Origin of the sequence: Sulfurimonas sp., from assembly GCF_028714975.1 — a bacterium.
GTDB lineage: Bacteria > Campylobacterota > Campylobacteria > Campylobacterales > Sulfurimonadaceae > Sulfurimonas.
In genome coordinates this window covers 34,878-56,527 of the sequence record NZ_JAQTLH010000001.1, presented here as the reverse complement: position 1 = coordinate 56,527, position 21,650 = coordinate 34,878, and the positions used below count along the sequence as shown (strand labels likewise).

The 21,650-nt window shown below is 37.0% G+C and carries 24 protein-coding genes; all 24 read right to left on the bottom strand.

Annotated elements, in window-relative coordinates:
* Positions 1-109: 109 nt before the first annotated feature.
* Positions 110-1,066 (bottom strand): thiamine pyrophosphate-dependent enzyme, encoded by a 957-nt coding sequence (locus PHQ93_RS00300; protein ID WP_299939428.1) that lies wholly within the window; start codon positions 1,064-1,066, stop codon positions 110-112.
* Positions 1,067-1,075: 9 nt separating this feature from the next.
* The gene (locus PHQ93_RS00295) at positions 1,076-2,299 is read right to left on the bottom strand and encodes a 2-oxoacid:ferredoxin oxidoreductase subunit alpha (protein ID WP_299939426.1); all 1,224 of its coding nucleotides are present in this window, start codon (positions 2,297-2,299) and stop codon (positions 1,076-1,078) included.
* Positions 2,299-2,694 (bottom strand): 4Fe-4S dicluster-binding protein, encoded by a 396-nt coding sequence (locus PHQ93_RS00290; RefSeq protein WP_299939424.1) that lies wholly within the window; start codon positions 2,692-2,694, stop codon positions 2,299-2,301. Before PHQ93_RS00290 ends, PHQ93_RS00295 begins: the two co-directional genes overlap by 1 nt.
* A gap of 10 nt (positions 2,695-2,704) precedes the next feature.
* Positions 2,705-3,262, bottom strand: coding sequence for a pyruvate flavodoxin oxidoreductase subunit gamma (locus tag PHQ93_RS00285; RefSeq protein WP_299939422.1), 558 nt, complete (start codon positions 3,260-3,262; stop codon positions 2,705-2,707).
* A 123-nt stretch (positions 3,263-3,385) separates the two neighbouring features.
* Positions 3,386-4,024 carry an HAD family hydrolase gene (locus tag PHQ93_RS00280; protein ID WP_299939421.1) on the bottom strand — a complete coding sequence of 213 codons (639 nt, stop codon included), beginning with the start codon at positions 4,022-4,024 and terminating at the stop codon, positions 3,386-3,388.
* Position 4,025: 1 nt separating this feature from the next.
* Positions 4,026-5,522 carry a peptide-binding protein gene (locus tag PHQ93_RS00275; protein ID WP_299939419.1) on the bottom strand — a complete coding sequence of 499 codons (1,497 nt, stop codon included), beginning with the start codon at positions 5,520-5,522 and terminating at the stop codon, positions 4,026-4,028.
* Positions 5,523-5,625: 103 nt separating this feature from the next.
* On the bottom strand, positions 5,626-6,015 hold the full coding sequence (gene rpsI, locus PHQ93_RS00270; RefSeq protein ID WP_299939417.1) for a 30S ribosomal protein S9: 390 nt from the start codon (positions 6,013-6,015) through the stop codon (positions 5,626-5,628).
* A 9-nt stretch (positions 6,016-6,024) separates the two neighbouring features.
* On the bottom strand, positions 6,025-6,447 hold the full coding sequence (gene rplM, locus PHQ93_RS00265; protein WP_299939415.1) for a 50S ribosomal protein L13: 423 nt from the start codon (positions 6,445-6,447) through the stop codon (positions 6,025-6,027).
* A gap of 128 nt (positions 6,448-6,575) precedes the next feature.
* On the bottom strand, positions 6,576-7,100 hold the full coding sequence (locus PHQ93_RS00260; RefSeq protein ID WP_299939411.1) for a C40 family peptidase: 525 nt from the start codon (positions 7,098-7,100) through the stop codon (positions 6,576-6,578).
* A 64-nt stretch (positions 7,101-7,164) separates the two neighbouring features.
* A complete protein-coding gene (locus PHQ93_RS00255) occupies positions 7,165-9,900 on the bottom strand; it encodes a RecB-like helicase (RefSeq protein ID WP_299939410.1) in 2,736 nt (911 codons plus the stop codon).
* Positions 9,901-9,921: 21 nt separating this feature from the next.
* Positions 9,922-10,152 (bottom strand): VF530 family protein, encoded by a 231-nt coding sequence (locus PHQ93_RS00250; protein ID WP_299939408.1) that lies wholly within the window; start codon positions 10,150-10,152, stop codon positions 9,922-9,924.
* A 43-nt stretch (positions 10,153-10,195) separates the two neighbouring features.
* Positions 10,196-12,541, bottom strand: a complete 2,346-nt coding sequence (locus PHQ93_RS00245) for a PD-(D/E)XK nuclease family protein (protein WP_299939406.1) — start codon at positions 12,539-12,541, stop codon at positions 10,196-10,198.
* A gap of 14 nt (positions 12,542-12,555) precedes the next feature.
* The gene (locus tag PHQ93_RS00240; RefSeq protein ID WP_299939404.1) at positions 12,556-13,062 is read right to left on the bottom strand and encodes a FixH family protein; all 507 of its coding nucleotides are present in this window, start codon (positions 13,060-13,062) and stop codon (positions 12,556-12,558) included.
* Positions 13,055-13,753: a 3-dehydroquinate dehydratase gene (locus PHQ93_RS00235; RefSeq protein WP_299939402.1), complete on the bottom strand. Its 699-nt coding sequence runs from the start codon at positions 13,751-13,753 to the stop codon at positions 13,055-13,057. Before PHQ93_RS00235 ends, PHQ93_RS00240 begins: the two co-directional genes overlap by 8 nt.
* Before the next feature lie 109 nt (positions 13,754-13,862).
* Positions 13,863-14,072 carry a DUF4006 family protein gene (locus tag PHQ93_RS00230; RefSeq protein WP_299939401.1) on the bottom strand — a complete coding sequence of 70 codons (210 nt, stop codon included), beginning with the start codon at positions 14,070-14,072 and terminating at the stop codon, positions 13,863-13,865.
* A gap of 10 nt (positions 14,073-14,082) precedes the next feature.
* Positions 14,083-15,006 (bottom strand): c-type cytochrome, encoded by a 924-nt coding sequence (locus tag PHQ93_RS00225; RefSeq protein ID WP_299939399.1) that lies wholly within the window; start codon positions 15,004-15,006, stop codon positions 14,083-14,085.
* Between the two features lie 9 nt (positions 15,007-15,015).
* On the bottom strand, positions 15,016-15,222 hold the full coding sequence (locus PHQ93_RS00220; RefSeq protein ID WP_299915085.1) for a cytochrome c oxidase, cbb3-type, CcoQ subunit: 207 nt from the start codon (positions 15,220-15,222) through the stop codon (positions 15,016-15,018).
* A gap of 11 nt (positions 15,223-15,233) precedes the next feature.
* Positions 15,234-15,926 (bottom strand): cytochrome-c oxidase, cbb3-type subunit II, encoded by a 693-nt coding sequence (ccoO, locus tag PHQ93_RS00215; protein WP_299939398.1) that lies wholly within the window; start codon positions 15,924-15,926, stop codon positions 15,234-15,236.
* A 15-nt stretch (positions 15,927-15,941) separates the two neighbouring features.
* Positions 15,942-17,435 carry a cytochrome-c oxidase, cbb3-type subunit I gene (ccoN, locus tag PHQ93_RS00210; RefSeq protein ID WP_299939397.1) on the bottom strand — a complete coding sequence of 498 codons (1,494 nt, stop codon included), beginning with the start codon at positions 17,433-17,435 and terminating at the stop codon, positions 15,942-15,944.
* 263 nt (positions 17,436-17,698) lie between these two features.
* The gene (gene carA, locus PHQ93_RS00205; protein WP_299940105.1) at positions 17,699-18,826 is read right to left on the bottom strand and encodes a glutamine-hydrolyzing carbamoyl-phosphate synthase small subunit; all 1,128 of its coding nucleotides are present in this window, start codon (positions 18,824-18,826) and stop codon (positions 17,699-17,701) included.
* Between the two features lie 6 nt (positions 18,827-18,832).
* The gene (locus PHQ93_RS00200; protein ID WP_299939395.1) at positions 18,833-19,384 is read right to left on the bottom strand and encodes a DUF507 family protein; all 552 of its coding nucleotides are present in this window, start codon (positions 19,382-19,384) and stop codon (positions 18,833-18,835) included.
* A gap of 76 nt (positions 19,385-19,460) precedes the next feature.
* A complete protein-coding gene (locus tag PHQ93_RS00195) occupies positions 19,461-19,970 on the bottom strand; it encodes a PDP protein (RefSeq protein ID WP_299915090.1) in 510 nt (169 codons plus the stop codon).
* The gene (locus tag PHQ93_RS00190) at positions 19,967-20,386 is read right to left on the bottom strand and encodes a flagellar export protein FliJ (RefSeq protein ID WP_299939393.1); all 420 of its coding nucleotides are present in this window, start codon (positions 20,384-20,386) and stop codon (positions 19,967-19,969) included. Before PHQ93_RS00190 ends, PHQ93_RS00195 begins: the two co-directional genes overlap by 4 nt.
* 12 nt (positions 20,387-20,398) lie before the next feature.
* A complete protein-coding gene (locus PHQ93_RS00185) occupies positions 20,399-21,649 on the bottom strand; it encodes an adenylosuccinate synthase (RefSeq protein WP_299939391.1) in 1,251 nt (416 codons plus the stop codon).
* Between the last annotated feature and the right edge of the window lies 1 nt (position 21,650).

Sequence of the window (21,650 nt, the reverse complement as noted above, 5' to 3'; positions counted from 1 at the left end):
CGGAAGAAAGTTTTAGATTTGGTGTGATTTGTGTTTAACTCAGACTAAGGCTATACTGCAGTATGCCGTGTCTGAGTTAGGCGCAAAGCGCGCCGAAGATAAAGCTTTTTTAGATTCTAGCTTCTTCACGGCGTTGTAAGTACGCCCACTTCTCATCTACTCTATCTTGCCACTCTTTGATTAAGTACTTGTACTCATCTTTAAAAAGGTGTTTAAAACGCCCCTGAGCAGCTAAATACTCCTCAACAGGAACAACATTTTTAGGTCTATAAGTGATATTTAATTCACGACCGTCAATTATCTCATAAAGTGGAAACACTAAAGAGTCAGTCGCCAAATCAGCTATGTTCATAGTGTCTTTTGGATCAAACTTCCACTCTGTAGTACACGGTGAAACAGCATTGATAAATACAGGTCCTTCAACCGCCATACCATGTTGAATCTTTTTAACCATATCTTTCCACTTATTTGGAGAAACTTGCGCAGCATAAGGGATACCATGCGCTGCCATAATAGCCATCATATCTTTTTTGTTTCTCTTCTCGCCATAACTGATTTTTCCCGCAGGAGCAGTCGTAGCAGAAGAACCTATAGGAGTAGATGAAGATCTTTGTCCTCCCGTATTTGCATAAACTTCGTTATCAAGTACGATATGCATCATATTATGACCGCGTTCCATACATCCGGAAATCCACTGAAAACCGATATCATAAGATGCACCATCTCCTGCAAAAGAGATAAATTTAGGGTTTCTATCCGGTTGTTTTAAGCGACCTTTTTTCTTCAACGCTTTATGCATTGTCTCTGCACCTGCAATAGCAGTTGAACTGTTTTCAAAACCGATATGAATCCAAGAAGCATCCCATGAAGTGTATGGATAAACTGCCGTACATACTTCTAAACATCCTGTAGATGCTGCTAAAACCAAGTCATCATTTGTTGCATTTAATACTTCACGAACAATAATTGAGTGTGCACAACCGGGACATAAAAGGTTTGCACCTTCAAAACGGTCAGCCGATGTCGAAAACTCTTTTAAGTTTTTAATATTTTTTACTTCGCTCACAGTTTTCTCCTATAAAAATGCTAATTTCGGTCCACGAACACCGATAAATTGTTGTAATTGTGTAGTCACTTTACCTGCATCAGCATTTGCTTGCAACTCATTATATAATGCAACTAAATGTGCTTTCGTTAAGTCACGACCGCCTAGACCGTATACATAACCTGAAAGAAGTGCTTTTGTATCCGTATTGAACAGCGCTCCTGCAATCTCGTTAAACAACATTCCTGCGGCACCGTTTGGTGATGAACGGTCAAGTGCAGCGATTGCTTTTACGCCTTTTAGAGCCTCTGCAATTTCAAAAAACGGTAACGGACGAACTACGCGTAAACCGACAACGCCGGCTTTAATACCTTTTGTTCTCATTTCCGTTGCAACTTCACGAGCAGTTTCAACCGAACTACCCATACAAACAACGCATACATCCGCATCATCCATATCATACTTTTCTACAGGATTATATTTGCGGCCTGTCAGCTTTTCAAAATCAGCAAATACTTCTTGAATTTTCGGCATAACTTTCGTCATTAAGTCGCTATGTTGACGAGCTTTATGCTCAAAATGCCAATCCTCTTCAGTCTGAACACCGTGAGTTACGGGATGTTCAAAGTCAAGCATATCATTCATCGGTTTATACTCACCGACAAATCCGTAAGCAACATCATCGTTTAGAGTATGAACGCCTTGAGCAGTATGAGATGTCATAAAACCGTCTTGATTTACGATAGCAGGAAGTCTTATATCGTGATCTTCGGCTACTTTAAATGCCATAAGATTTAAATCATAAGTTTCTTGAGGACAAAATGCATCAAACTGAATCCAACCGCTGTCGCGAATCATATACATATCAGAATGGTCGCCGTTAACATTCAGCGGTGATGCAAGCGCACGGTTTACAAGATTTAAAACGATTGGAAGTCTCATTCCCGATGCTTGATAAAGTGTTTCAGACATAAGAGCAAGACCTTGAGAAGATGTAGCTGTTGCAACACGCCCACCTGCCGCAGCAGCGCCTATACATCCTGACATTGCAGCATGTTCCGATTCAACCATTACAAACTCGCCCTCGATGTAACCGTCTGCTAAAAACTGTGCATAACTCTCAACGATAGGAGTTGAGGGTGTAATAGGATAAGCAGCAACAACATCAATTTGAGCTTGTCTCATTGCATGAGCAGCGGCATAATTACCGTCCCATACTTCTACTTCTCTTAATTCCATTTTATCAAATGCCATTACGCTTCCTTCTCATCTTTTTTCGGCCAGTTTGCAATTTCTGACTCTTCGTCTGCTTGTTCAGGGAACATTAGCAGTGATTTTGGGTTTGTAGGACAAACCTCAACACAAATACCACAGCCTTTACAGTGATCCATATCTACGCCAATCAATTTTTTATCTCTTGATATGATTGATACATCCGGACAATATACCCAACAAAATTGACAGTCAATACAGTAATCTTTGTTAAATATCGGCTTAATCAGCCTCCAGTCAGCTACACTAGCAGTATATGAACTATTTTCTGAATAATCACGGTCTTGCTGCTGAGTTGCTGCAATATTTTCTATTTTTCCGTTGAAAGTACGAAGCATAGCCCCGATTTCAAACTCATCCCACCCTTTTTTCGCCATCATAAATCCCTTATTTCACTTCATCAAAAGCGCGTTGAATTGCAAGCATATTTGCATCAATTATCTTTTGTGGTAATTTTCCAAGAACTCTCTTCATACTATCTTTAAAAAATTCGATGTCATACATTCCGGAAACTTTCATAAATGCACCGAGCATCGGCGTATTAGGAATTGCGCGACCGATAGTCTCATTTGCAATTGTTATACAGTCAACAGTATAAACATCTTTCCCCTCAAGCTTAGGCTGAGCCTTAATCAACTCTTGTGTACTCATATGAGTTGTTATTATATACTTAGTGCTATCTTTATGGTTTATTGTAATATCAGTCGTAATTGCTAACGCAGGGTCAATAACAAAAACATAATCAGGTCTCATATATTTTTCATGATTCATAATCACTTTATCATCTACACGGTTATAAGCTGTCATCGCAGCTCCGCGTTTTGCAGATCCATAAAATGCAAACGCTTGTACATGCTTACCAGTTGTAGAAATAACATCCGCTAAACCTTTAGCGCCCGTAACAGCGCCTTGTCCAGCACGACTATGCCATCTAATTTCTAGCATAAACTCTCCTTCTTTTTAATAAATATAAGAACCATCAATTCTATTTTAACCGCTTATTTTAGACAAGTTGCTCTTAAATATAGCTTGAAAGCGGGCTCTTTTTTAAGAAGAAAAAAAAGTGTGTTATTTTTTCCTATTTTGCAGATAAATCATAGCTTCAAGTGCATCATTAAATATAATATTTGTATGTTCTTTTAAACTCTCATACGTATCATAACCGCTCAAAACACCTATTGAATTTATATTTGCATTTTTTGCAGAGATTAGATCCAATTTTGTATCTCCAATCATCCATATTTCTCTATTTTTAGTCTCTAATTTCTCTAAGGCTCTTAGTATAGGCTCTGAATGAGGTTTTGGATGTTCTACATCTTCTCTGCCGATAAGAACTTCAAAATAGCTCATAAGTTCAAAATGCTCCATCAACTCCCTAGAATAAAGTGCCGTTTTTGTCGTCACTATCCCAAGCGTAGCAAACTCTTTGGCTAACAAAACCGCCTCTTTGGCATTTTGTAAAAGCTCGGTTTTTTGAGTCGCAATTTTTCTGTAATGCTCTTTATAAGTTGCAACATAATCCCAAACTTTATCGCTCTCTACCCCAAGTTTTTCATACATTGTGTCAAGCGGGTAGCCTATAAGAGCTTTTATATCCTCATCTTTTTGCTTGAGAGCTTTATGAAAATCAAAAGAGTGGTGAAACGACTCCAAAATTGCCTCGGTAGAGTCGATAAGCGTACCGTCTAAATCAAAAAGTATTATCAATTTATTTCTCCCATTTTATGTAATTATGCCAGATACCGCCCTTACTCGGTTCTACATTTTTTATCTCTTTACTTACAGTCGTTATGGAGTTTGGGATGTATAAAAACAGATACGGATTTTCATCGGTTATTACCTGAAACATCTCTCTCCAGCTCTTAGACAATTTTTCGTTATCTATCATGCTTTGCGACTCTTCAATCATCTTATCTATCTTCGGATTATAATAACCTACCAGATTAAACCCGCCCTTTTTATCGCTTTGGCTATGCCAAAACATATACGGATCGGGTGTAGGAGAGAGTCCCCATCCAAGCAGCACGCTGTCAAATTTTCTAGGAAAAACAACCATATTTAAAAATGCCTGCCACTCCATAACCCGCAAAGTGACGATTATACCCGCCTCTTTAAGCTGATGCTGTAAAATTTGAGCTGCGTATGGTCTGATTTCGCTTGAATTTGATGTTGCAATCTCAAAAGTAAAAGGATTATTTTCATCATAGCCGGCTTCTTTTAAAAGCTCTTTTGCTTTTTTTATATTTTGAAGAGGTACTTTTACATCTTCGTTAAACGCTTTTGTTCCGGGAAGAAAAGGTCCCGTGCAAACTTTTGCATGATTAAAAAATAGGATTTTTACCAACTCTTCTCTATTAATGGCTAAAGAGAGAGCCTCCCTGATTTTGGGGTTTTTAAACTTCTCAAGCCGCAAATTAAAACCGAGATATGTATATGACTGCGAAATATTTTCATATATGTTAAATTTGTTAAAAAACCCTTTATCAAGCTGTTTCTCATACTGCATAGGCTCTATGCTTCCTACATCTAAAGCCGATGATTTTAACATTAAAAAGCGTGTCATCGGGTCTGCTATGACATGAAAAGATATTTTATCAATCTTTGCACGACCTTCAAAATAGTCATCAAATGCAACTAGTATAATATTTTTAGAGTGTTCCAACTGATGAAGCTTATATGCACCCGTTCCTATGGGATTTGTGTTAAACGACGAGTTCATTAAATTTTGCTCATCTTTAAGTATATGCCGAGGCAAAATTCCCATCATCCAAGTCTCAAGCGCCTTAAAATAAGGCTCTTTATACTTCACCCTCACGGTAAGCTCATCAACCGCTTCAACACTTTTTACAAACCTAAAATTTGCACTATATGGTGAGCTTATTTTTGACGATACAAGTACCTCATAAGTAAAAACAACATCTTTTGCACTAAATTTCTTGCCGTCATGCCACTTTATATTTTCGTGAAGTTTAAAAAGCAGGGTCGTCTCATCTTCAAAATAGAACTCTTTTGCCAAATCACCGATAATTGTCGACAAATCTTTATCGTACTTTACAAGTCCGTTAAACAAAAAGCCTGTTATCTCCGATGAGCTTGAATCTGTGGCTAAAATAGGGTTTAATCTTGATGGATTGGCAGATATCGCAAGATTGAGTGTTGATGAAAAAAGGTTTATAGATAAAAATAGAAGGAAAATATAGCGCAAAATTACTCTTTTTTTGAGTGATTATACCAAAGTTATTAATAGGAAGATTTTAAAGGAGATTTTATCAGTGCAAAAAGCACTGACAAAGAAGTTCTTAAAACGATTAACGCTTTGAGAACTGGCGAGAACGACGAGCTTTGCGCTTGCCCGGTTTTTTTCTCTCAACCGTACGAGAGTCACGAGTCATCATACCTTCAGGTTTTAAAATCGCTTTTAGTGAAGGGTTAAATCTTACTAATGCACGAGAAATACCATGACGAAGAGCGTCAGCTTGACCACCGAAACCACCACCTAAAACAGTAGCTACGATATCAACCGACGTATCTTGTTTAGTTAGAGCAAGAGGTTGCTTAACACGAAGTTTTTTAGCCTCTAATCCACCTAACCACGCATCTAATGAAAGACCGTTTATAGTCATATTTCCGCTGCCTGGAGTTAACCATACTTTTGCTATTGACGCCTTACGACGACCTGTTGCATATACTTTTGCCATCCGGTATCCTTACTTAGCTAATTGTGCAGTGTGAGGATGCTCAGCACCTGCATATATTTTTAATTTTTTAATCATTTTAGCGCCAAGTTTAGTTTTAGGAAGCATACCGCGAGCAGCTAGTTTATACAACTTCTCAGGATTTTTCTCTAAAAGTTCAGTCATTTTAACGCTTTTTGTACTACCGAAGTAACCTGAATGAGAGAAGTACTCTTTGTTAGCTACTTTTCCAAGACCGTTAAATTTCGCTTTTGAAGCATTAACTATGACTACATAGTCACCACAGTCGATATTTGGAGTAAAACACGGTTTGTTTTTACCACGAAGTATTGTTGCTACTTCAGTAATAATACGACCAAAAGTTTTACCTTCAGCATCAATCAAAACCCATTTTTGATCGATTTGTTCAGGAGTTGCAATTTTCGTAAATTTCATTCTTGAACCTTTCAAGTAATTTTCTTAACAAATCATTTATAATGGTTTGTTTAATTGGCGAAAGTATATCTTAATATACTTATAAATAACTTAATTTATGGTTTTTTTAAGGTTTGTTAAAAGTGAGGCTAGTTTGTTTGAGTAGACAAATCTTGATCAACCAGGGCAAGTCTTTTTGCATACATAAATCGCTGCTTATAATAACTCTTGCCTATATCATCATACTGAACTTGTCTGCTTCTAAAAGATGCATGAATCATTTGCCCGTTTCCTGCATAAATAGCAACATGAGAAGGCTCTTTTTTGTATGTGCGGTAAAAGAGCAAATCACCGACTTGCAAATCTTTAATATCGACTCTTGAACCGTATTTAGACTGCAATGCCGCAGATCTTGGTAGAGATAAACCGAATTGTTCAAAAATTTCTTGAGTAAATCCTGAACAATCTGTTTTGAAATCATTTCTATTTCCAAATCCGTAAGATTTGCCGAGATACTCTTCCGCTTTTGTTATGATTTTATTTTTTGATGAAGACTCTTCTGTTTTATCAACAAGCAGATATGGAGAGCTAACTTGCTTTACCTGATGACTTTTTGCATATAAATGGTTTCCGAAAAGAAGAAAAAAAGCAATAAATAAACATTTTTTAATCATTCGGTCTCCTCTTATTTTTTAAAGTTGCTTTAACCATTATAAACTTACAAAACTTTAATTTAGATTATATCTTAACAATTTTTATATTATTTTCCAGTAAGTAACAGATATAACCCTCCACACTATCTCCCGTTATCTCTTTTATCGCTTTTACATAATACTCAACCTGCTTTATGTGATGTTCTGAATAAGAGGTAGCGCTTTTATAGTCAATTACACTCCATACGGAATCATTTTTTACTAAAAGATCTATATATCTGAGGTTGTTTTTGTATCTAATAGCCTTTTCTCTGTAGAACTCACCACTAGTCAAAAAGATAAACTCTTCATTTTTTAAAAGCAGTCCTACTCTATTTTCTATATCTTCTATCTCTTCATCTTCTAAAAGAGTGCCGTATTTATTTATCATCATATCTTTTGCATAGGATATGTTTTGCTCTTTCGCGTCAGGCACGACCGAGGTAAACTCACCTAACATCTCTAACATATAGTGCATTGCAAGTCCGAAGTTTATGGACTTTAAATCCTCTTCTTGAACTTTTTCAACCTCTAAAATATCGCTTTGCGTTCCGTAGTAAAGCGCTTTATACTCTAAAGTTTGGGATTGTATCCGGGAGGCTAAGGTGTCAGACTCGTTTTTACACTTTAAGCTTCCGCTGCTCTTAGGACTTAAATCTAAAATATCAAACGAAGAGTCTTTTGATTTTAAAACTACGACAAGATTTTCTCTGGCTCTTGTAAATGCAACATAAAGAGCATTTAAACTATCTTCACGAACTAAATATTTCTCTTTGGCTAAAGCATTTGCATACTCCCTATCTACCGCATCCCGTCCTTTTATGCGAAGATAGATATTTTTTAGAGTTATACCGTCATACTCGTAGATAACGGCATCACGAGCAGCAGGGACTTTTTTGAGTCTGTCCGTAACTATGACATGTTCAAACTCCAAACCTTTTGACTTATGAATCGTAAGCACCCTGACACCGATTAACTCGCTTGCTGCCGCACCGGCTTCTAGTCTCTCATACTCAAAGAGAAGCGCTTCAATGTCACTGTACCTTGACACCTCGTTTAAAAATCTTATTTGATTAAAATCATCGCTAAATAGTCCAAACTCATCTATAACATTTTTAACGACATCTAAAATTTTTGCTTTGTTAAAATCAACCTTTTTTATAGGGCGGACTTCCTGCGAGATAATAGCAAAAAAGTTGTGCGCGTAGATATCTTGCGCAAAATATAGATATTTCAGATACTCCAAAATGGCTTTTACGCTTTTTTGATTTATGAGTTTTGTGGTCGTCTCGGTTACTACATCTATATTTTGGGCATGAAGTGCCTCTTTAATCTCTTCACCGTCTTTATTTGTTGCACAAAGAACGGCTATCTCGTTTATATCGGCACCCAGTTCTAAAAATTTTTGAACCTGAGCTATAACTTCTTGAAGCACCTCATCGTTTTGCACGACCTCTACAAAACCGCCGCTTGCTTCTTCTCTTGCCAACTGCGGTGTGTAGTTTTTTATCTTTTGTTCAAATACGCTATTTACAAACTCTACAATCTCCCTTTGCGAGCGATAATTTGTAAGAAGTTTTTCTACCCGTGTGCCGTTTTGCTCCCGTACCGTATCAAAAAGTGCACTCACTCCGCCGCGAAATCTGTAAATAGACTGCTTCACATCTCCGACAAAGAAAAAACTTCCGTTATCAAAGATACCTTTACCCGCCGTTATCTCGCTTATAAGCGGTTTTAAAATCTCATACTGCAATATGCTCGTATCTTGAAACTCATCAAGGAGCATATGTTCAATCTGTGAATCAAGCCTAAAATATAAAAATTCGCTGTCGTCGATAAGATTTAAAATCTCATAAACAAGATATGTAACATCGTTAAAACTAAGCTCGCTATCATCCATATAGAGTGCTTTTTTGCTCTTTACATAGATATCTACAAGCTCTTTTACGGCAAAGAAGAAGTTTTGCTCTTTGGCTCTATTTTGCTCTTTTATAGCCTCTCTTATTTTAAGCAGCAAATCATCCATAACATGAGTAAAGCACTTAGAAAATGTACTATAGTTTAGGCTGTCTCTCTCTATCCAAGCTTTAGCGCAAAGCTCATCAAAACTCTCTGCTTGAACAGATTTTATAGCCGTACTTGAAGCCGCCTTGCAAGAAGTCACTATTTTTTTTAACTCCGACATGTAAGCAAGAGCAAGAGTCTCAAACTGCACAACATCTTGTTTTTTAAACTCTATATCTTTTAGCTCCCCAAACTTGATGTAAAACTCGTCTAAAAGCTCAAATATATCAGTAAGCCTTTTGTTTGAAGCAAGCCAAAGTGTGATGAGAGTATCTTTTTTGCCTGCAACACTTACCTCTTTTAAAAACCGCGAAAGAAGTTTTAACTCATGCTGAGAAGAAAAAGTTGAAAAATCTGGCATCAAAGAGGCATAGAGCGAAAATTTGCGTAAAATCTGAGTAAAAAAACTATCTATCGTCATTATCTTCGTATGCGAATTTAAAAACTCATTTAAAACTCTTTGACGATTAGCAAGCAGATACTCAGATGAGAGTTCAGTAACTTTTACTATCTCATCCAACTCACCTCTGCTCTGTAACTCCTCAAGAGTTTGAACAATCCTCTCCTGCATCTCATTTGCAGCTTTGTTGGTAAAAGTAAGAGCCAAAATTTTAGAAGGCTGCGCACCTTTAAAAAGCAGACTAAGATAACGCACGACAAGCATAAAAGTCTTACCGCTCCCCGCACTCGCCTCATAGGCTAGGTTATTTATGAACACCGTATCTCCATTTATTTTAGCCTACTTGTTTTTACACTCTCTGATATACAGCTCTTCAACTTTTGTTCTCGCCCACGGTGTTTTTCTAAGAAACTTCAAACATGAACTTATAGTCGGGTTTATCAAAAAACATCTAATGTCAACCCTGTTGCCCAACTCTTTAAACCCGTAACGCTCAACTAAAGTCTCCAAAATATGCTGCAGTGTGACACCATGCAACGGATTATTTTTGTTTTTTTCTTCTTCACTCATTTTTTTCCTTCGCTATATTTTCTTAATTTCTCATCTATAAACATCACTCTCTACCGCACATAACTTTATATTCGCAAAAAGTGCAGCTCTTCAAATCTTCGCACTTACTAAAATTTACATCCTCAATGTTTAACAAATCTTTCACATGCGACTCTAAAAGTGCCAGTTTTTCTCTTAAAAATGGCTCATCTACTATTTTGGACTCTTTGAGGTCATAATATCCGCAACCGATAACATTGCCGAAATTTTGGGCTAGAAGATAGTAAAACTCTAGCTGAAAATCTGTCGCATCCGTAAAATTTTTCTCCGTGTAAAGAGGATATGAACCTGTTTTATAGTCAAGGACATATATCTCATTGTCTATCTTATCAACCCTGTCTATCTGCCCGACTAATCTCATTCCTGCAAACTCGGTCTCTAAGCTTGCCTCGCACTGCTCTACTTTGTAGCCCTCATTAAATCTTTTAACTTCATTTTGGCAAAAGATATCCATTCTTCTTTTTTGCATAGCGATAAGATACTTCTCAAGCTCACTTTTTCCGCAAGCGTTGTCCAACTCTGCATGCAGATCTTTTTTCAGCTCACTCGCATCCCTATAAAAACTTTTTTTTGTGTAGAGATTTTTAAGCGCCTCGTGAACATCCAAACCTATCTCATACTCCTGCGGCATATCTTTTGGTATCTCGTGATTTTCTATCTGTTTTATGTATCTGTAGTAATATTTTCTCTTGCATGTAAGAAATGTTTTGAGTTTTGTTGCGGAGAGTTTTTTATCTTTAAAACTATACTCTAAAACTATCTCTTGTTCTTCATATAAATTCGGCACTGCTTTGTCAAAAAGTATCTCTGCGTAATTTGTTTCAGAGTAAATATTTTTCTCTTTTATGCCAAGCTGTTTTAAAAATCTAGAACCGCTGCTCTCTTTAGATTTTACAAAAGAGATAGCGACTTCTTTGCTTTTGTTTATCAACATTTCGTAGTAGTGCTTCTGAAGACTCTCTCTATCGCTCATCGTCGGTAGGTTTGCAGCCTCTCTGATGGCGGTATTTAAAAACATATCCTTTTGGCTCTTTTTTGGAACATTTGAATCATCAAAATCAACTATCACAACCGCGTCAAACTCTACCGTGCGAGTCTCTAAAACTCCCATTACGGTTACTTTTCCGCCCCGCACATCATCAAGGGTTCTGGCGCACAATCTTTGCAGAAAAACGCTAAGTAGCGATTTTATACTCATCTCTTTCATAAAGGGCAAAATATTTTTAAAACCGTAAAGCTCCTCTTCGTAGATTTTTAGCTCTCTTTTGTCTGCAAAACTCTCTTTATACTTTTTTAAAAACTCTAAAATATCCGCCTCTTGGCTGCTTTTATAGTAAATTTTTAAAAGCTCTGCATAAAATTCATCTCCGACTCGCGCCAGCCTTGCTTCATTCTCTTTAGAGTCCTGTTCTATAAACATACAAGTAGCGTCTAGTTTCTCATAAATATCTGTTGAGCTAAACGGCTCGCCCATCGCAAAGTTAAAGTTTGACTTCTCATCAAAACTCTTTAATATTTGCGAAAATTTCTCATCGGGCAAAATAACTGCAATATTTTCAGGTTTGTAGCCCATTTTTACAAAATCATACAGTTTCTTTTGTACAAATGCCGCTTGTAAAATCGGCTCGCTAAAAGATTCACATGTAACTTTTTTGTTTTGCATCAATCTATCTTTTTGGAGTGTCTCTTTTGCATTTAGTGAGATTTTATATCTAAAACCCTGCTCCAACTCCACGCCTAGCTCCAAAAACTTGCTCTGCATTTTGGTATTGAACCTTGTTGCGTTAAAGATAATATCTACGGTGCAAAATTGCGTACATCTATCTAAAAGCTCCAACTCAAAGTTAGTCAAATGCCCCTCTATATGAAGCTCAATATTTTTATGGGTTTTTGCAAAATTCTCATTAAAAGTATAAAGTTTTGGCAAAAATATTTTATCAAGAAGCTTTCTTTGACTGCATAGAAGTTCATATCTTGCATACAACTCTTGAAGTATGGCTATATGCTCCTCATACTCGCCGTAAATATCAGAGGTGCTTAACTTTTTTATGTCATACAGCTCTGCACTTAACTCTTCAAAAAATTTGAATATATATGACGAATTTTTGGTAAAAGTAAAAAAGTTTCTCTGGATTTGTAACTTTGAAAATGATTTAAAGTCGGATGCCTCTAAAAGGAGTAAAACTCTGCCGTCGCTATCTAATGTTTTAAAATCTTTTACTATGCAGAGCTTAGATATAAAGTCACTCATAGTGATGTAGTTTGGTAAAAAGAGGGTATCTCCCTCAATACTCAATTGCTTATGTCGGATTGCACGGGCTGATGGCAGGACTATAATAGAATTATTCATAGGTTAATTATAACCTAATATTCTACCACTTCCTTGCTTCTTGTATCTGTTTTAATGTTATAAAACTTCTGAGCATCTTCCACGCTTACCTTTGCCATAATGTCCCATCTACCCTCTTGCGGAAGCTTGATTGCGTCAAAAGTGTAAATACCGTTCTCAATACTATGCTTGTTTAGTTCTTGATCATGTTTATGATTATCGGGTCTTGTTACAACGACTTTTATGTTTGCATTATTCACGGGATTGGAATTTATGTCGCTGACTCTATATTTTATAACATAATTTTGCGCTTCAAACGCATCCGTAATATACTCGACTTTATACCTTTTGTTAAAATCGATTGCAGCTTTTAATATGTCGTTTACTTTTTCATCTGCTTCATGATAGCCCATCATATAGGTATCGCTCTTCTCTACAGGCATTTTATTTGTGATAACAATAGTCGCTACACATGCACTAAATACAAATATAATTGACGCGCCGATTGCGTATGGCCAAATTCTGCCGCTACTTTTATTCAATTTTTTGCCCTCTTATAAATAATTTTCTTTTGATGTACATAAATATACCGTAAAGAATAAAACCGTAAAATAATACTTTTACAACCAGTATACTGTTTTGATTTGCGCTTCCTACCGCATTTACAAGCACTACACCTTTACTCTTTGCAACCTGCTCTGCAATATCGGCATAACCGTTAAACATAGACCCTGAGTACTTGCCGAGCAGTTCACCATCTTTTGCTTTTTGAGCCAAAAGGGGAATGATAGTCCCGCCGTAACTAGATGCAATCTCTTTAAATGATGAAAAACCGTCACTATAAAAAACCGCCATTACAAATGCCTGTACGGCTGAAGCGACCGGACTAAGTATCTGTTTTTTGTCAAAATACTCATATAAAGATGCAGGTTGTGCCAAAATATCTACTTTAGAGTTCATTTCTGAAAATGTAAGCAGTATCGTAGGTTCGCTAAACTCTTTCATAAGCTCTTTTTCATAATCTACTATACTCATGCCTTGAGGCAACTCTTTAAGCATTATAAGCCTTAAAGATATTCCTGTTTTTTCATAGAGCTCTAAGCCCAATTTTTCAATTTCCGCATTAAATGCAGGATTGAAAATAACTTCATCTTTATATAAATATTGTGCGCTAAGTGAGGCGTTAAAAAAAAGTGTGAGGATGAGGGCGATAAGCCCTCTTGAAATCTTCAATGAAATTTCCTAACCGATAAATAGATGATTTGGAGTAAGAACTGCGTAAAGTGTGTAAAGAGCCATAACTACAAGCCCCCAAGAAATAATTTTTTCCATAATCTATCCTTTACTTCGCATTAACAACATGGTCGGCTTGTTTTGAGCCAAACATTTTAATAGATGCTTCATCTTTAATATCATAAAAATTATTTGCACTTCCATTTTGAACATTTATACCCCAAATTGTCAATCCAACTAAAATGCACAGTAGCAGTACGGTTGCAATTAGCATGCCGGTTATTCCATCAAGAGCAAATATGCTTCTATTTTCATTCATACCAGACCCCTTATTTGCTTAAGCTAGTGATATAAGCACCAACAGCTTCTTTTTGTTTATCATTAAGTCTATCAAATTTCGGCATAATACCGATAACACCTTTTTTACCGTTTGTTAAAACAGTGCTTACAAGTGCCGGTGAAAATTTAGCTATATTTGGCGCAACACTATCCATACCAATTCCACCCTCACCATGACAACTTACACAAGTTCCTGCAAAAATTTCAGCACCATCGCCCTTCATACCGTTAGCTACATATTTAGAAACGGTAGCAATCTCTGCATCAGTAATCAAAGCACCTGTGCTTGCATTAAAGAGACCGTTACGATCTGGCATCGGCATCTCCATACCTAAAAGCTTGTTGTTCGAACCATGTTCAATTACATGTTTAACAGATTTTTCATCAATTCTTTTATTTAAATTTGCTGCTGCTCCATTAATACCGTCTGCGTTAATTCCATGACAAACTTTACACTCGGCAAGAAAAACGGATTCACCCATTTCAACTAACTTATCGCCGGTGATATTTTTATGCTTTGCTTCAAATTTTGAATTATGCACTGCAACATCTTCATTGTATTCACCGATTTGTGAGTACGCATTTACGGGATATCCTATTGTGAAATACCACATACCCCATACCATAAGCAGCAAAAACATAACTGCCCAACCTGTAGGCAGCTCATTTTTATACTCGCCTATTCCATCCCAATTTTCATCGGCAAGTTCACCGCTCGCGCTGTCAACCTGCATTTGGCGAACATACTTAACTACGACAAATACCGTAATAGTTACAAGCGAAACAGCTCCCGTAACCGCAAGTATATTGACGATATCGCCGTTTAGTCCGCCTTTTGAACCGCCTACCGATAAGTAAGTAGCACCAAGCATTACGGCTATTATTATAATTCCCCAAAGATAAAGCTTATTCATATATCTCTCCTATTTCTCTTTGTCATCATGAGATTTTGCCGATACCGGAGCATCGGAAATATCATCTTTTAGTGCCATATTGCTATAATTTTCATAGTCAACTCCATCAACATCTCTCTTTTTACTGTACAGATGGTATATATAACCATAGAGTGCAATCACGAGAAGTGTAGTTAATATAAAGTATCCGTAAGCCTGAAGTTGTGCAATATCCACTATAAACCTCTTTACTTAAGACTATTCAAATATGCAATCAATGCAACTATTTCAGGAATCTCACCGCGAGCAACTGCATCTTTAACATCCTGATCTCTCATATCCGCTGCGATTACTTTTGCCTCTTCTATTGCGATAGCATTCGCATTTGCAACGCTGCTTCCCATTTTTACAACTTTAGTAGTTCCGTCTTTCATCGGCACCGGTTGGTTATAAGGAACTGAGAAATGCTGCGCAACCGTCAACTGCTCTGCAAATGCAGTATTTATATCAGTGTTGTTTGTAAATAGCCATCTATATGCCGGCATAACAGAGCCCGGAACAACCGAAGCCGGATTTTTCATATGATTTTCATGCCAATCGGTAGTTCTATAATTACCCACACGCATCAAATCCGGTCCGGTTCTTTTAGAACCCCATAAAAACGGTCTATCGTATGCATACTCACCGCTTAATGAGTAGTGACCGTAACGGTCAGTCTCTGATTTAAACGGGCGAATAAGCTGTGAATGGCACGCATTACAACTGTTTTTTATGTAAACATGACGACCCGCCAACTCTAAAGTAGAGTATGGAGCAGTTCCGATAACAGGACGAGAAGCTTGAGCAAAGTTTGGAAGAATCTCTATCAAACCTGCAAACGAAATTACTAAAAACACACCTACCGCAAAAAAGAACGGATGTTTTTCTAACCAATGAAACATATTTTATCCTTTCTATTAAGCGCCCATAGGCGATGCATTTTGTAGCTCGTGCTCTTCAACAGGGCGAGCAGACATAGTTTTATAGATGTTATATGCGAACATTAAAAAACCGACTAGATATAAAAGACCGCCGACACCGCGAATAGTGTAGTAAGGGTGAAGAACCGTAACCGTATCGATAAATGAGTAAGCCAAATTACCGAACTCATCATGCGCACGCCACATCATACCTTGAGTAATACCTGCAATCCACATAGATGTAAAGTACAGAACAACACCGAGAGTTTGAATCCAGAACTGTGCCGCCATAAGTGACTTAGAGTATATCTCTCTCTTAAATACGCGAGGAGCCATATGATATAGAGCCGCCATAATCATAAATCCGACCCATCCAAGAACACCGTCATGAACATGCCCAATAATCCAGTCTGTAAAGTGAGCAATCGCATTAACAGATTTTATAGCTTGAATAGGACCCTCTAATGTTGAGAACATATAGAATGTTGAAGCTAAAATCATAAACTTAATAAGCGGAGAAGCCGCAACTTGCTGCCACTCACCCTTCATGGTAAGAAGCATATTTATAGCCGATCCCCATGACGGTAAAATTAAGATTACTGAGAAAATAGAACCCATCGTCTGCATCCAGTCAGGAACAGTCGAGTATAGAAGGTGATGCCCACCGGCCCATAAATAAACAAACATCAATCCCCAAAAAGAAAGAAGTGAGAGTTTATATGAGTAGATTGCCTGACCAGACTCTTTTGGTAAAAAGTAGTAAATCATCGCAACAATTGGAACAGTAAAACCAAATGCAACAGCATTATGACCGTACCACCACTGAACAAGCGCATCATTCGTACCCGAATACATAGAAACGGAGTGATACCATGAGCCAATCCCGCTCTCGCCTGCCGCAGATGTTGCGAACATTGTAGGTATTTCCATATTGTTAAATAGATAAAGCATTGCTATACCTATGAAAGTAGCGATATAGTACCATACTGAAATATATAGAGATTTCTCGCGACGAATACCGATAAGACCGAATATACTTGCGCCAAAAATAACCCAAACAAGAACAACGGCAATATCTATCGGCCATTCAAATTCAGCATACTCTTTTGAAGTTGTAACACCTGCTAAAAGCGAAACAACAACAGCTGCTACAACTACTAAATAGAGCCAAAAATGCAATTTACCTAAAAACATCAATATAGCTGATTCAGCCATTGATACCTTTAGTACTCTTTGACCGACATAATACCAAGTGGCAAAAATACCGCTCAGCGTGAAACCAAATATTACCGCATCCGTATGCAGCGGGCGAAGACGACTAAAGTTAGTATATTCAGCCAAACCTTCTCCGAAAATTAAATTAACATTTGGAAAAGCAAGTTGAAATGCCAAGATTACACCGATGAGCATACCGACAATCCCTAAAACGATTGTCGTAAGCATAAACATCTTTGTAATAGTGTAGTCATACTCTAATGGACGATTAACCATATATGGACTCCTTAAAATTCAAAGCAATTATGTTTAATTAAATTTATTAAACATATTAACATTAGTATAGTAACAGTATAAATATTTAAGAATTCTTAAACGGTGACATTTTTATGACATTTTTACAATTCTGTTAATTTTTTATTTACTTTTAACGCTAAATTAACAATAAGATGTTCTAAAATTTAACAAATATAATAGTGGTTAAAAAGTATATTAAGTGATAAAAGAAGAGGAAAAAAGAAGTAAAGAGGGATAAGTTTTTATCTTCTTATCAAAGATAAAAACTCACTGAATATATATCTGCTCTCTTTTGGACCGGGACTTGATTCCGGATGATGTTGGACTGAAAAGATTGGAGAGTTGTTATATCTTAATCCCTCGATTGTATTATCAAAAAGATTGGTGTGCGTAACCTCTGCAATCTCTACGATATTATCAGGAACATTGTAGTTATGGTTTTGAGCAGTAATCTCAACCAAGCCTGTTTTCATATTTTTAACAGGTTGATTTCCGCCGTGGTGACCGAATTTTAGTTTATATGTGTCGTACCCGTGAGCGATAGAGAGAAGTTGATGCCCCAAGCAAATTCCAAACATCGGAACTTTTGCAGCTATTAGCTTTTTAATTTCACGCTGTTCATTTTTCAGAACAAGCGGATCTCCCGGTCCGTTTGATAAAAATACACCGTCAATCTCTTTAGCGTTATATCTTTTTATAAGATCATCGCCGTTAAAATTGTTAGGAATAACCTCTACACCGATATTTGCACTTACTAACTCATTTAAAATATTTGTTTTTACGCCAAAATCTAAAACTACTACATTTGCTTGGGGAGTCGGTGCTTCGTCATATTTAAAATCTCTATCGTTATATGTTGATTGAGTGTGCTTGTAAGAAACTTTTGTACTGACTTGCTCTATATAGTTTATATCTTCAATTCTCGGAGAGTTTTCTAAAATCTTTTTTAGCTCATCTCTGTCGCTAATCTCGGTAGATGCTATCATCATCATAGCACCCTCGCTTCTTAGCATCTTTGTTATATATCTTGTATCTATGTCGCAAATTCCCATGACATTTTGCTCTATTAAAAAGTTAGCAAGTGAGTCTTCTGCTCTAAAATTTGAGTATCTATCTTGATATTTTCTTACCAGCATACCTTTTGCATGAGCCGCACAACTTTCCATATCTTGAGAGTTAACACCGACATTTCCTATCTCAGGCATTGTAAATGTTACAAATTGACCTGCATAAGAGGGATCGGACATTATCTCTTGATAACCGCTCATAGAGACATTAAAAACTATCTCACCGACTACGGTATTAGATGCACCGAAGCTGTTCGCTTCTAAAAATGTTCCGTTTTCAAGATAAATCCAAACTTTTTTCATACTCATTTACTCCATTCCTCTCTTTATCATCTCTTCTCTGTATAACTTTTCATATAAAATATCAAACTCGTCCGTTCCGGGAATATATCTCTTTTTGTATGTTTTAATCTTATCCATTATCGCATTGTCCAGCTCCGAAGACTCGCTGACAAACGATGTAATCGCATTATAGATGATGTTTTTTATACGGTTTTCCGTAACATCAAAATGGATCAAATCTTCTTCATAAAGTTCATCAAGAATCTTATGTGAAATATCAGAATATCGCTCTTCATAGTTCAATATAATACCAAACTCGGGAGCTAGTTTTTTCTTTATCATATAGAAAAGTTGTCTCTCGTCAACAAGGTTGAATTCTATCTCTTGCTCATTAGCTTCACAGATTTCATGAGCTTTTTCTTCAAGTGCAATCTCTTGCTTAATGTTATGTAACAATATTTTTTGCGCCTCTTGCATAACCGGCTCAAGACCCTTTGTCATTGTAACAACACCACTTTTATTTAAGTCTATTGCGATTTTGTTTGATATGTGAGGTACAGTTTTTAGTGATATTTTCATCGATAGACCTTAGTTACATTAAAATAAATTTTGTAATTTTACAATAAGTAAGGTTAGTTTACGATTAGAAAAAGAGTTATTTTGCCAACAATAAAGTCAAATTTGAAGCTTTTTTTGCTTCCATTTTGCTTAAAATGGTTCCTACCGTCGCAGGCTTTAACAATGAGAGTATTTTAGCGGCTTCTTCAGGCTCCATTTCCGATAGTACGCTTGCCGCATTGGCTGCTTTCATCTTTGCAAAAGTTTCAGTAGTTTTATTCATTTTTGCATTTTTTATCTCTTTTAAAACCTCTTCATTTTTTTGAAGCATTTTTTTTATGGACTCTTCTTTAGATGAAATTTCAGATAATTTCCCCCCGATAACCTTCTCATCTTGAGATATTTTTGCCTCTTTCTTTTTCAACAACTCTTCAGTAGCCGTCTTTAATGCGCTGAGTGATTGTTTTTGCTCATCTATTCTCTCAAGCTCTATTAGAAGCTCGCTCTTTCTGGCTTTGAAAATTTCAGTACATTCAAATAGCTTATCACTTGTCTCCAACGCACTTAAAGATGTTAATATAAAAAGAGCAAGAGCGAGTTTTTTCATCTATTTTTCCTTGTGTATGTCATTAAAGCAATTTCATCGAGATCTTTTGCCTCTTTAAGCTTTCTTTTTTTAAGCTCTTCTTTTATCTCTTCAAACTCTAAATATTGAAATTTTTCATGTTCCATCATATCAAGTTTTAGTTGCTTCTTTGCCTGAACTACTTGATTTGTCGCAAAACCGACCCACTCTTTATTATGATTTATGGTCTCCATCTGAGAATGAAACAAAACTCTCGAAGCCAACATCTCGCCTACCGTACCGCTCTTTGGAGACTCTAACTCTTTTAAAGAAAGATGTGACGACTCTAATGCCGTAGAAGCACTATTTAAATTTATATTTGCCTTTTGTAACATCTCCTCGCTTTTTTGCATACTGTTTTTTTTAAGTTTTACCAATGAACTAAAGCGGGTTTTCACAACTTTAACCTTTTACAAAATTATCGTATCGTCTCTCTCAGGTGATGTTGAGATTATACCGACTTTTGTTTTTGTAATCTCTTCTATGGCTTTTATGTACTCTTGTGCCTCTTTTGGAAGGTCTTCAAATTTTCTGGCACCTTTTGATCCGTCCCAGCCTTTAAAAGATTTGTAAACCGGCTTTACACTCTCTAAATTTTCAGGCAAATAATCAATCTGAACTCCGTTTAATTCATAAGCAATGCAAACTTTTACTTCGCTAAAACCGTCTAAGACATCAAGTTTCATAAGTGCAAGTTCATCACAACCGTTTAGGCGGCTTGCATATCTGCACGCAACGGCATCAAACCAGCCGCATCTTCTCGGTCTGCCCGTCGTTGTTCCAAATTCATGACCGTTTTCGCGAATTTTTTTACCCTCTTCGCCTAAGTCTTCACTTGGAAACGGACCGTTTCCAACGCGGGTACAGTACGCTTTTACGATTCCGGTCACTTTTCCTATATCTTTAGGATTGAGTCCCAACCCTGTGCAAGCTCCGGCACTCACCGTTGAGCTTGAAGTTACAAACGGGTAAGTTCCGTGGTCGATATCTAACATGGTACCTTGCGCGCCCTCAAGAAGAACTCTTTTACCGTCTTCGTCAAGTACTTTCCAAAGCATCTGTGTTGTATCCGTGATAAATGAAGCTAATTTAGCCTTATACTCCTCCAGCTCACTTAAAAGTTCACTTTTGCTAGGAGTTTTAACATCTAAAATATCAAAAATAGCTCTATTTTGTTCAAAATAATCCATAATAGAATCGCACAATTTCGCCGGATTTAGAAGTTCGCCGACTCTAAAACCGATACGGTTTATCTTGTCAGAGTATGAAGGTCCTATGCCCTTGCCCGTTGTTCCTATCGCTTTTTCGCCCTTTAGTTTTTCACGAGCTTGATCAATTAACGAGTGGTAAGGCAGATTTAAGTGAGCCTTGTCGGAGATAAAAAGTCGCCCCTCAAGATTATCAAACTGCTGCATCTCTTTAATTATTGAAGCAGGAGATAAAACAACACCGTTTCCGATGATATTTATAGCCGCCGGATTTAATACTCCAGATGGAATAAGATGAAGTGCGTATCTTGTACCGTCCACCCAAATCGTGTGTCCTGCATTATGTCCGCCTTGGCTTCTGCATACAAAGTCATACTCTTTTGCAAGTCTATCGACAATCTTGCCTTTGCCTTCATCTCCCCATTGTATCCCAACTACTAAATCTGCTTTCATT

Excerpts from the sequence above, each read along its gene's own strand:
- PHQ93_RS00250 (WP_299939408.1), bottom strand. The coding sequence starts at position 10,152 with ATGAGTGAAGAAGAAAAAAACAAAAATAATCCGTTGCATGGTGTCACA.
- PHQ93_RS00225 (WP_299939399.1), bottom strand. The coding sequence starts at position 15,006 with ATGAATAAGCTTTATCTTTGGGGAATTATAATAATAGCCGTAATGCTT.
- PHQ93_RS00260 (WP_299939411.1), bottom strand. The coding sequence starts at position 7,100 with ATGATTAAAAAATGTTTATTTATTGCTTTTTTTCTTCTTTTCGGAAAC.
- PHQ93_RS00185 (WP_299939391.1), bottom strand. The coding sequence starts at position 21,649 with ATGAAAGCAGATTTAGTAGTTGGGATACAATGGGGAGATGAAGGCAAA.
- PHQ93_RS00295 (WP_299939426.1), bottom strand. The coding sequence starts at position 2,299 with ATGGCATTTGATAAAATGGAATTAAGAGAAGTAGAAGTATGGGACGGT.
- rplM (WP_299939415.1), bottom strand. The coding sequence starts at position 6,447 with ATGAAATTTACGAAAATTGCAACTCCTGAACAAATCGATCAAAAATGG.
- PHQ93_RS00230 (WP_299939401.1), bottom strand. The coding sequence starts at position 14,072 with ATGAATGAAAATAGAAGCATATTTGCTCTTGATGGAATAACCGGCATG.
- ccoO (WP_299939398.1), bottom strand. The coding sequence starts at position 15,926 with ATGTTTCATTGGTTAGAAAAACATCCGTTCTTTTTTGCGGTAGGTGTG.
- PHQ93_RS00195 (WP_299915090.1), bottom strand. The coding sequence starts at position 19,970 with ATGAAAAAACTCGCTCTTGCTCTTTTTATATTAACATCTTTAAGTGCG.
- PHQ93_RS00200 (WP_299939395.1), bottom strand. The coding sequence starts at position 19,384 with ATGAAAATATCACTAAAAACTGTACCTCACATATCAAACAAAATCGCA.
- PHQ93_RS00285 (WP_299939422.1), bottom strand. The coding sequence starts at position 3,262 with ATGCTAGAAATTAGATGGCATAGTCGTGCTGGACAAGGCGCTGTTACG.
- ccoN (WP_299939397.1), bottom strand. The coding sequence starts at position 17,435 with ATGGTTAATCGTCCATTAGAGTATGACTACACTATTACAAAGATGTTT.
- PHQ93_RS00245 (WP_299939406.1), bottom strand. The coding sequence starts at position 12,541 with ATGAATAATTCTATTATAGTCCTGCCATCAGCCCGTGCAATCCGACAT.
- PHQ93_RS00290 (WP_299939424.1), bottom strand. The coding sequence starts at position 2,694 with ATGGCGAAAAAAGGGTGGGATGAGTTTGAAATCGGGGCTATGCTTCGT.
- carA (WP_299940105.1), bottom strand. The coding sequence starts at position 18,826 with ATGAAAAAAGTTTGGATTTATCTTGAAAACGGAACATTTTTAGAAGCG.
- rpsI (WP_299939417.1), bottom strand. The coding sequence starts at position 6,015 with ATGGCAAAAGTATATGCAACAGGTCGTCGTAAGGCGTCAATAGCAAAA.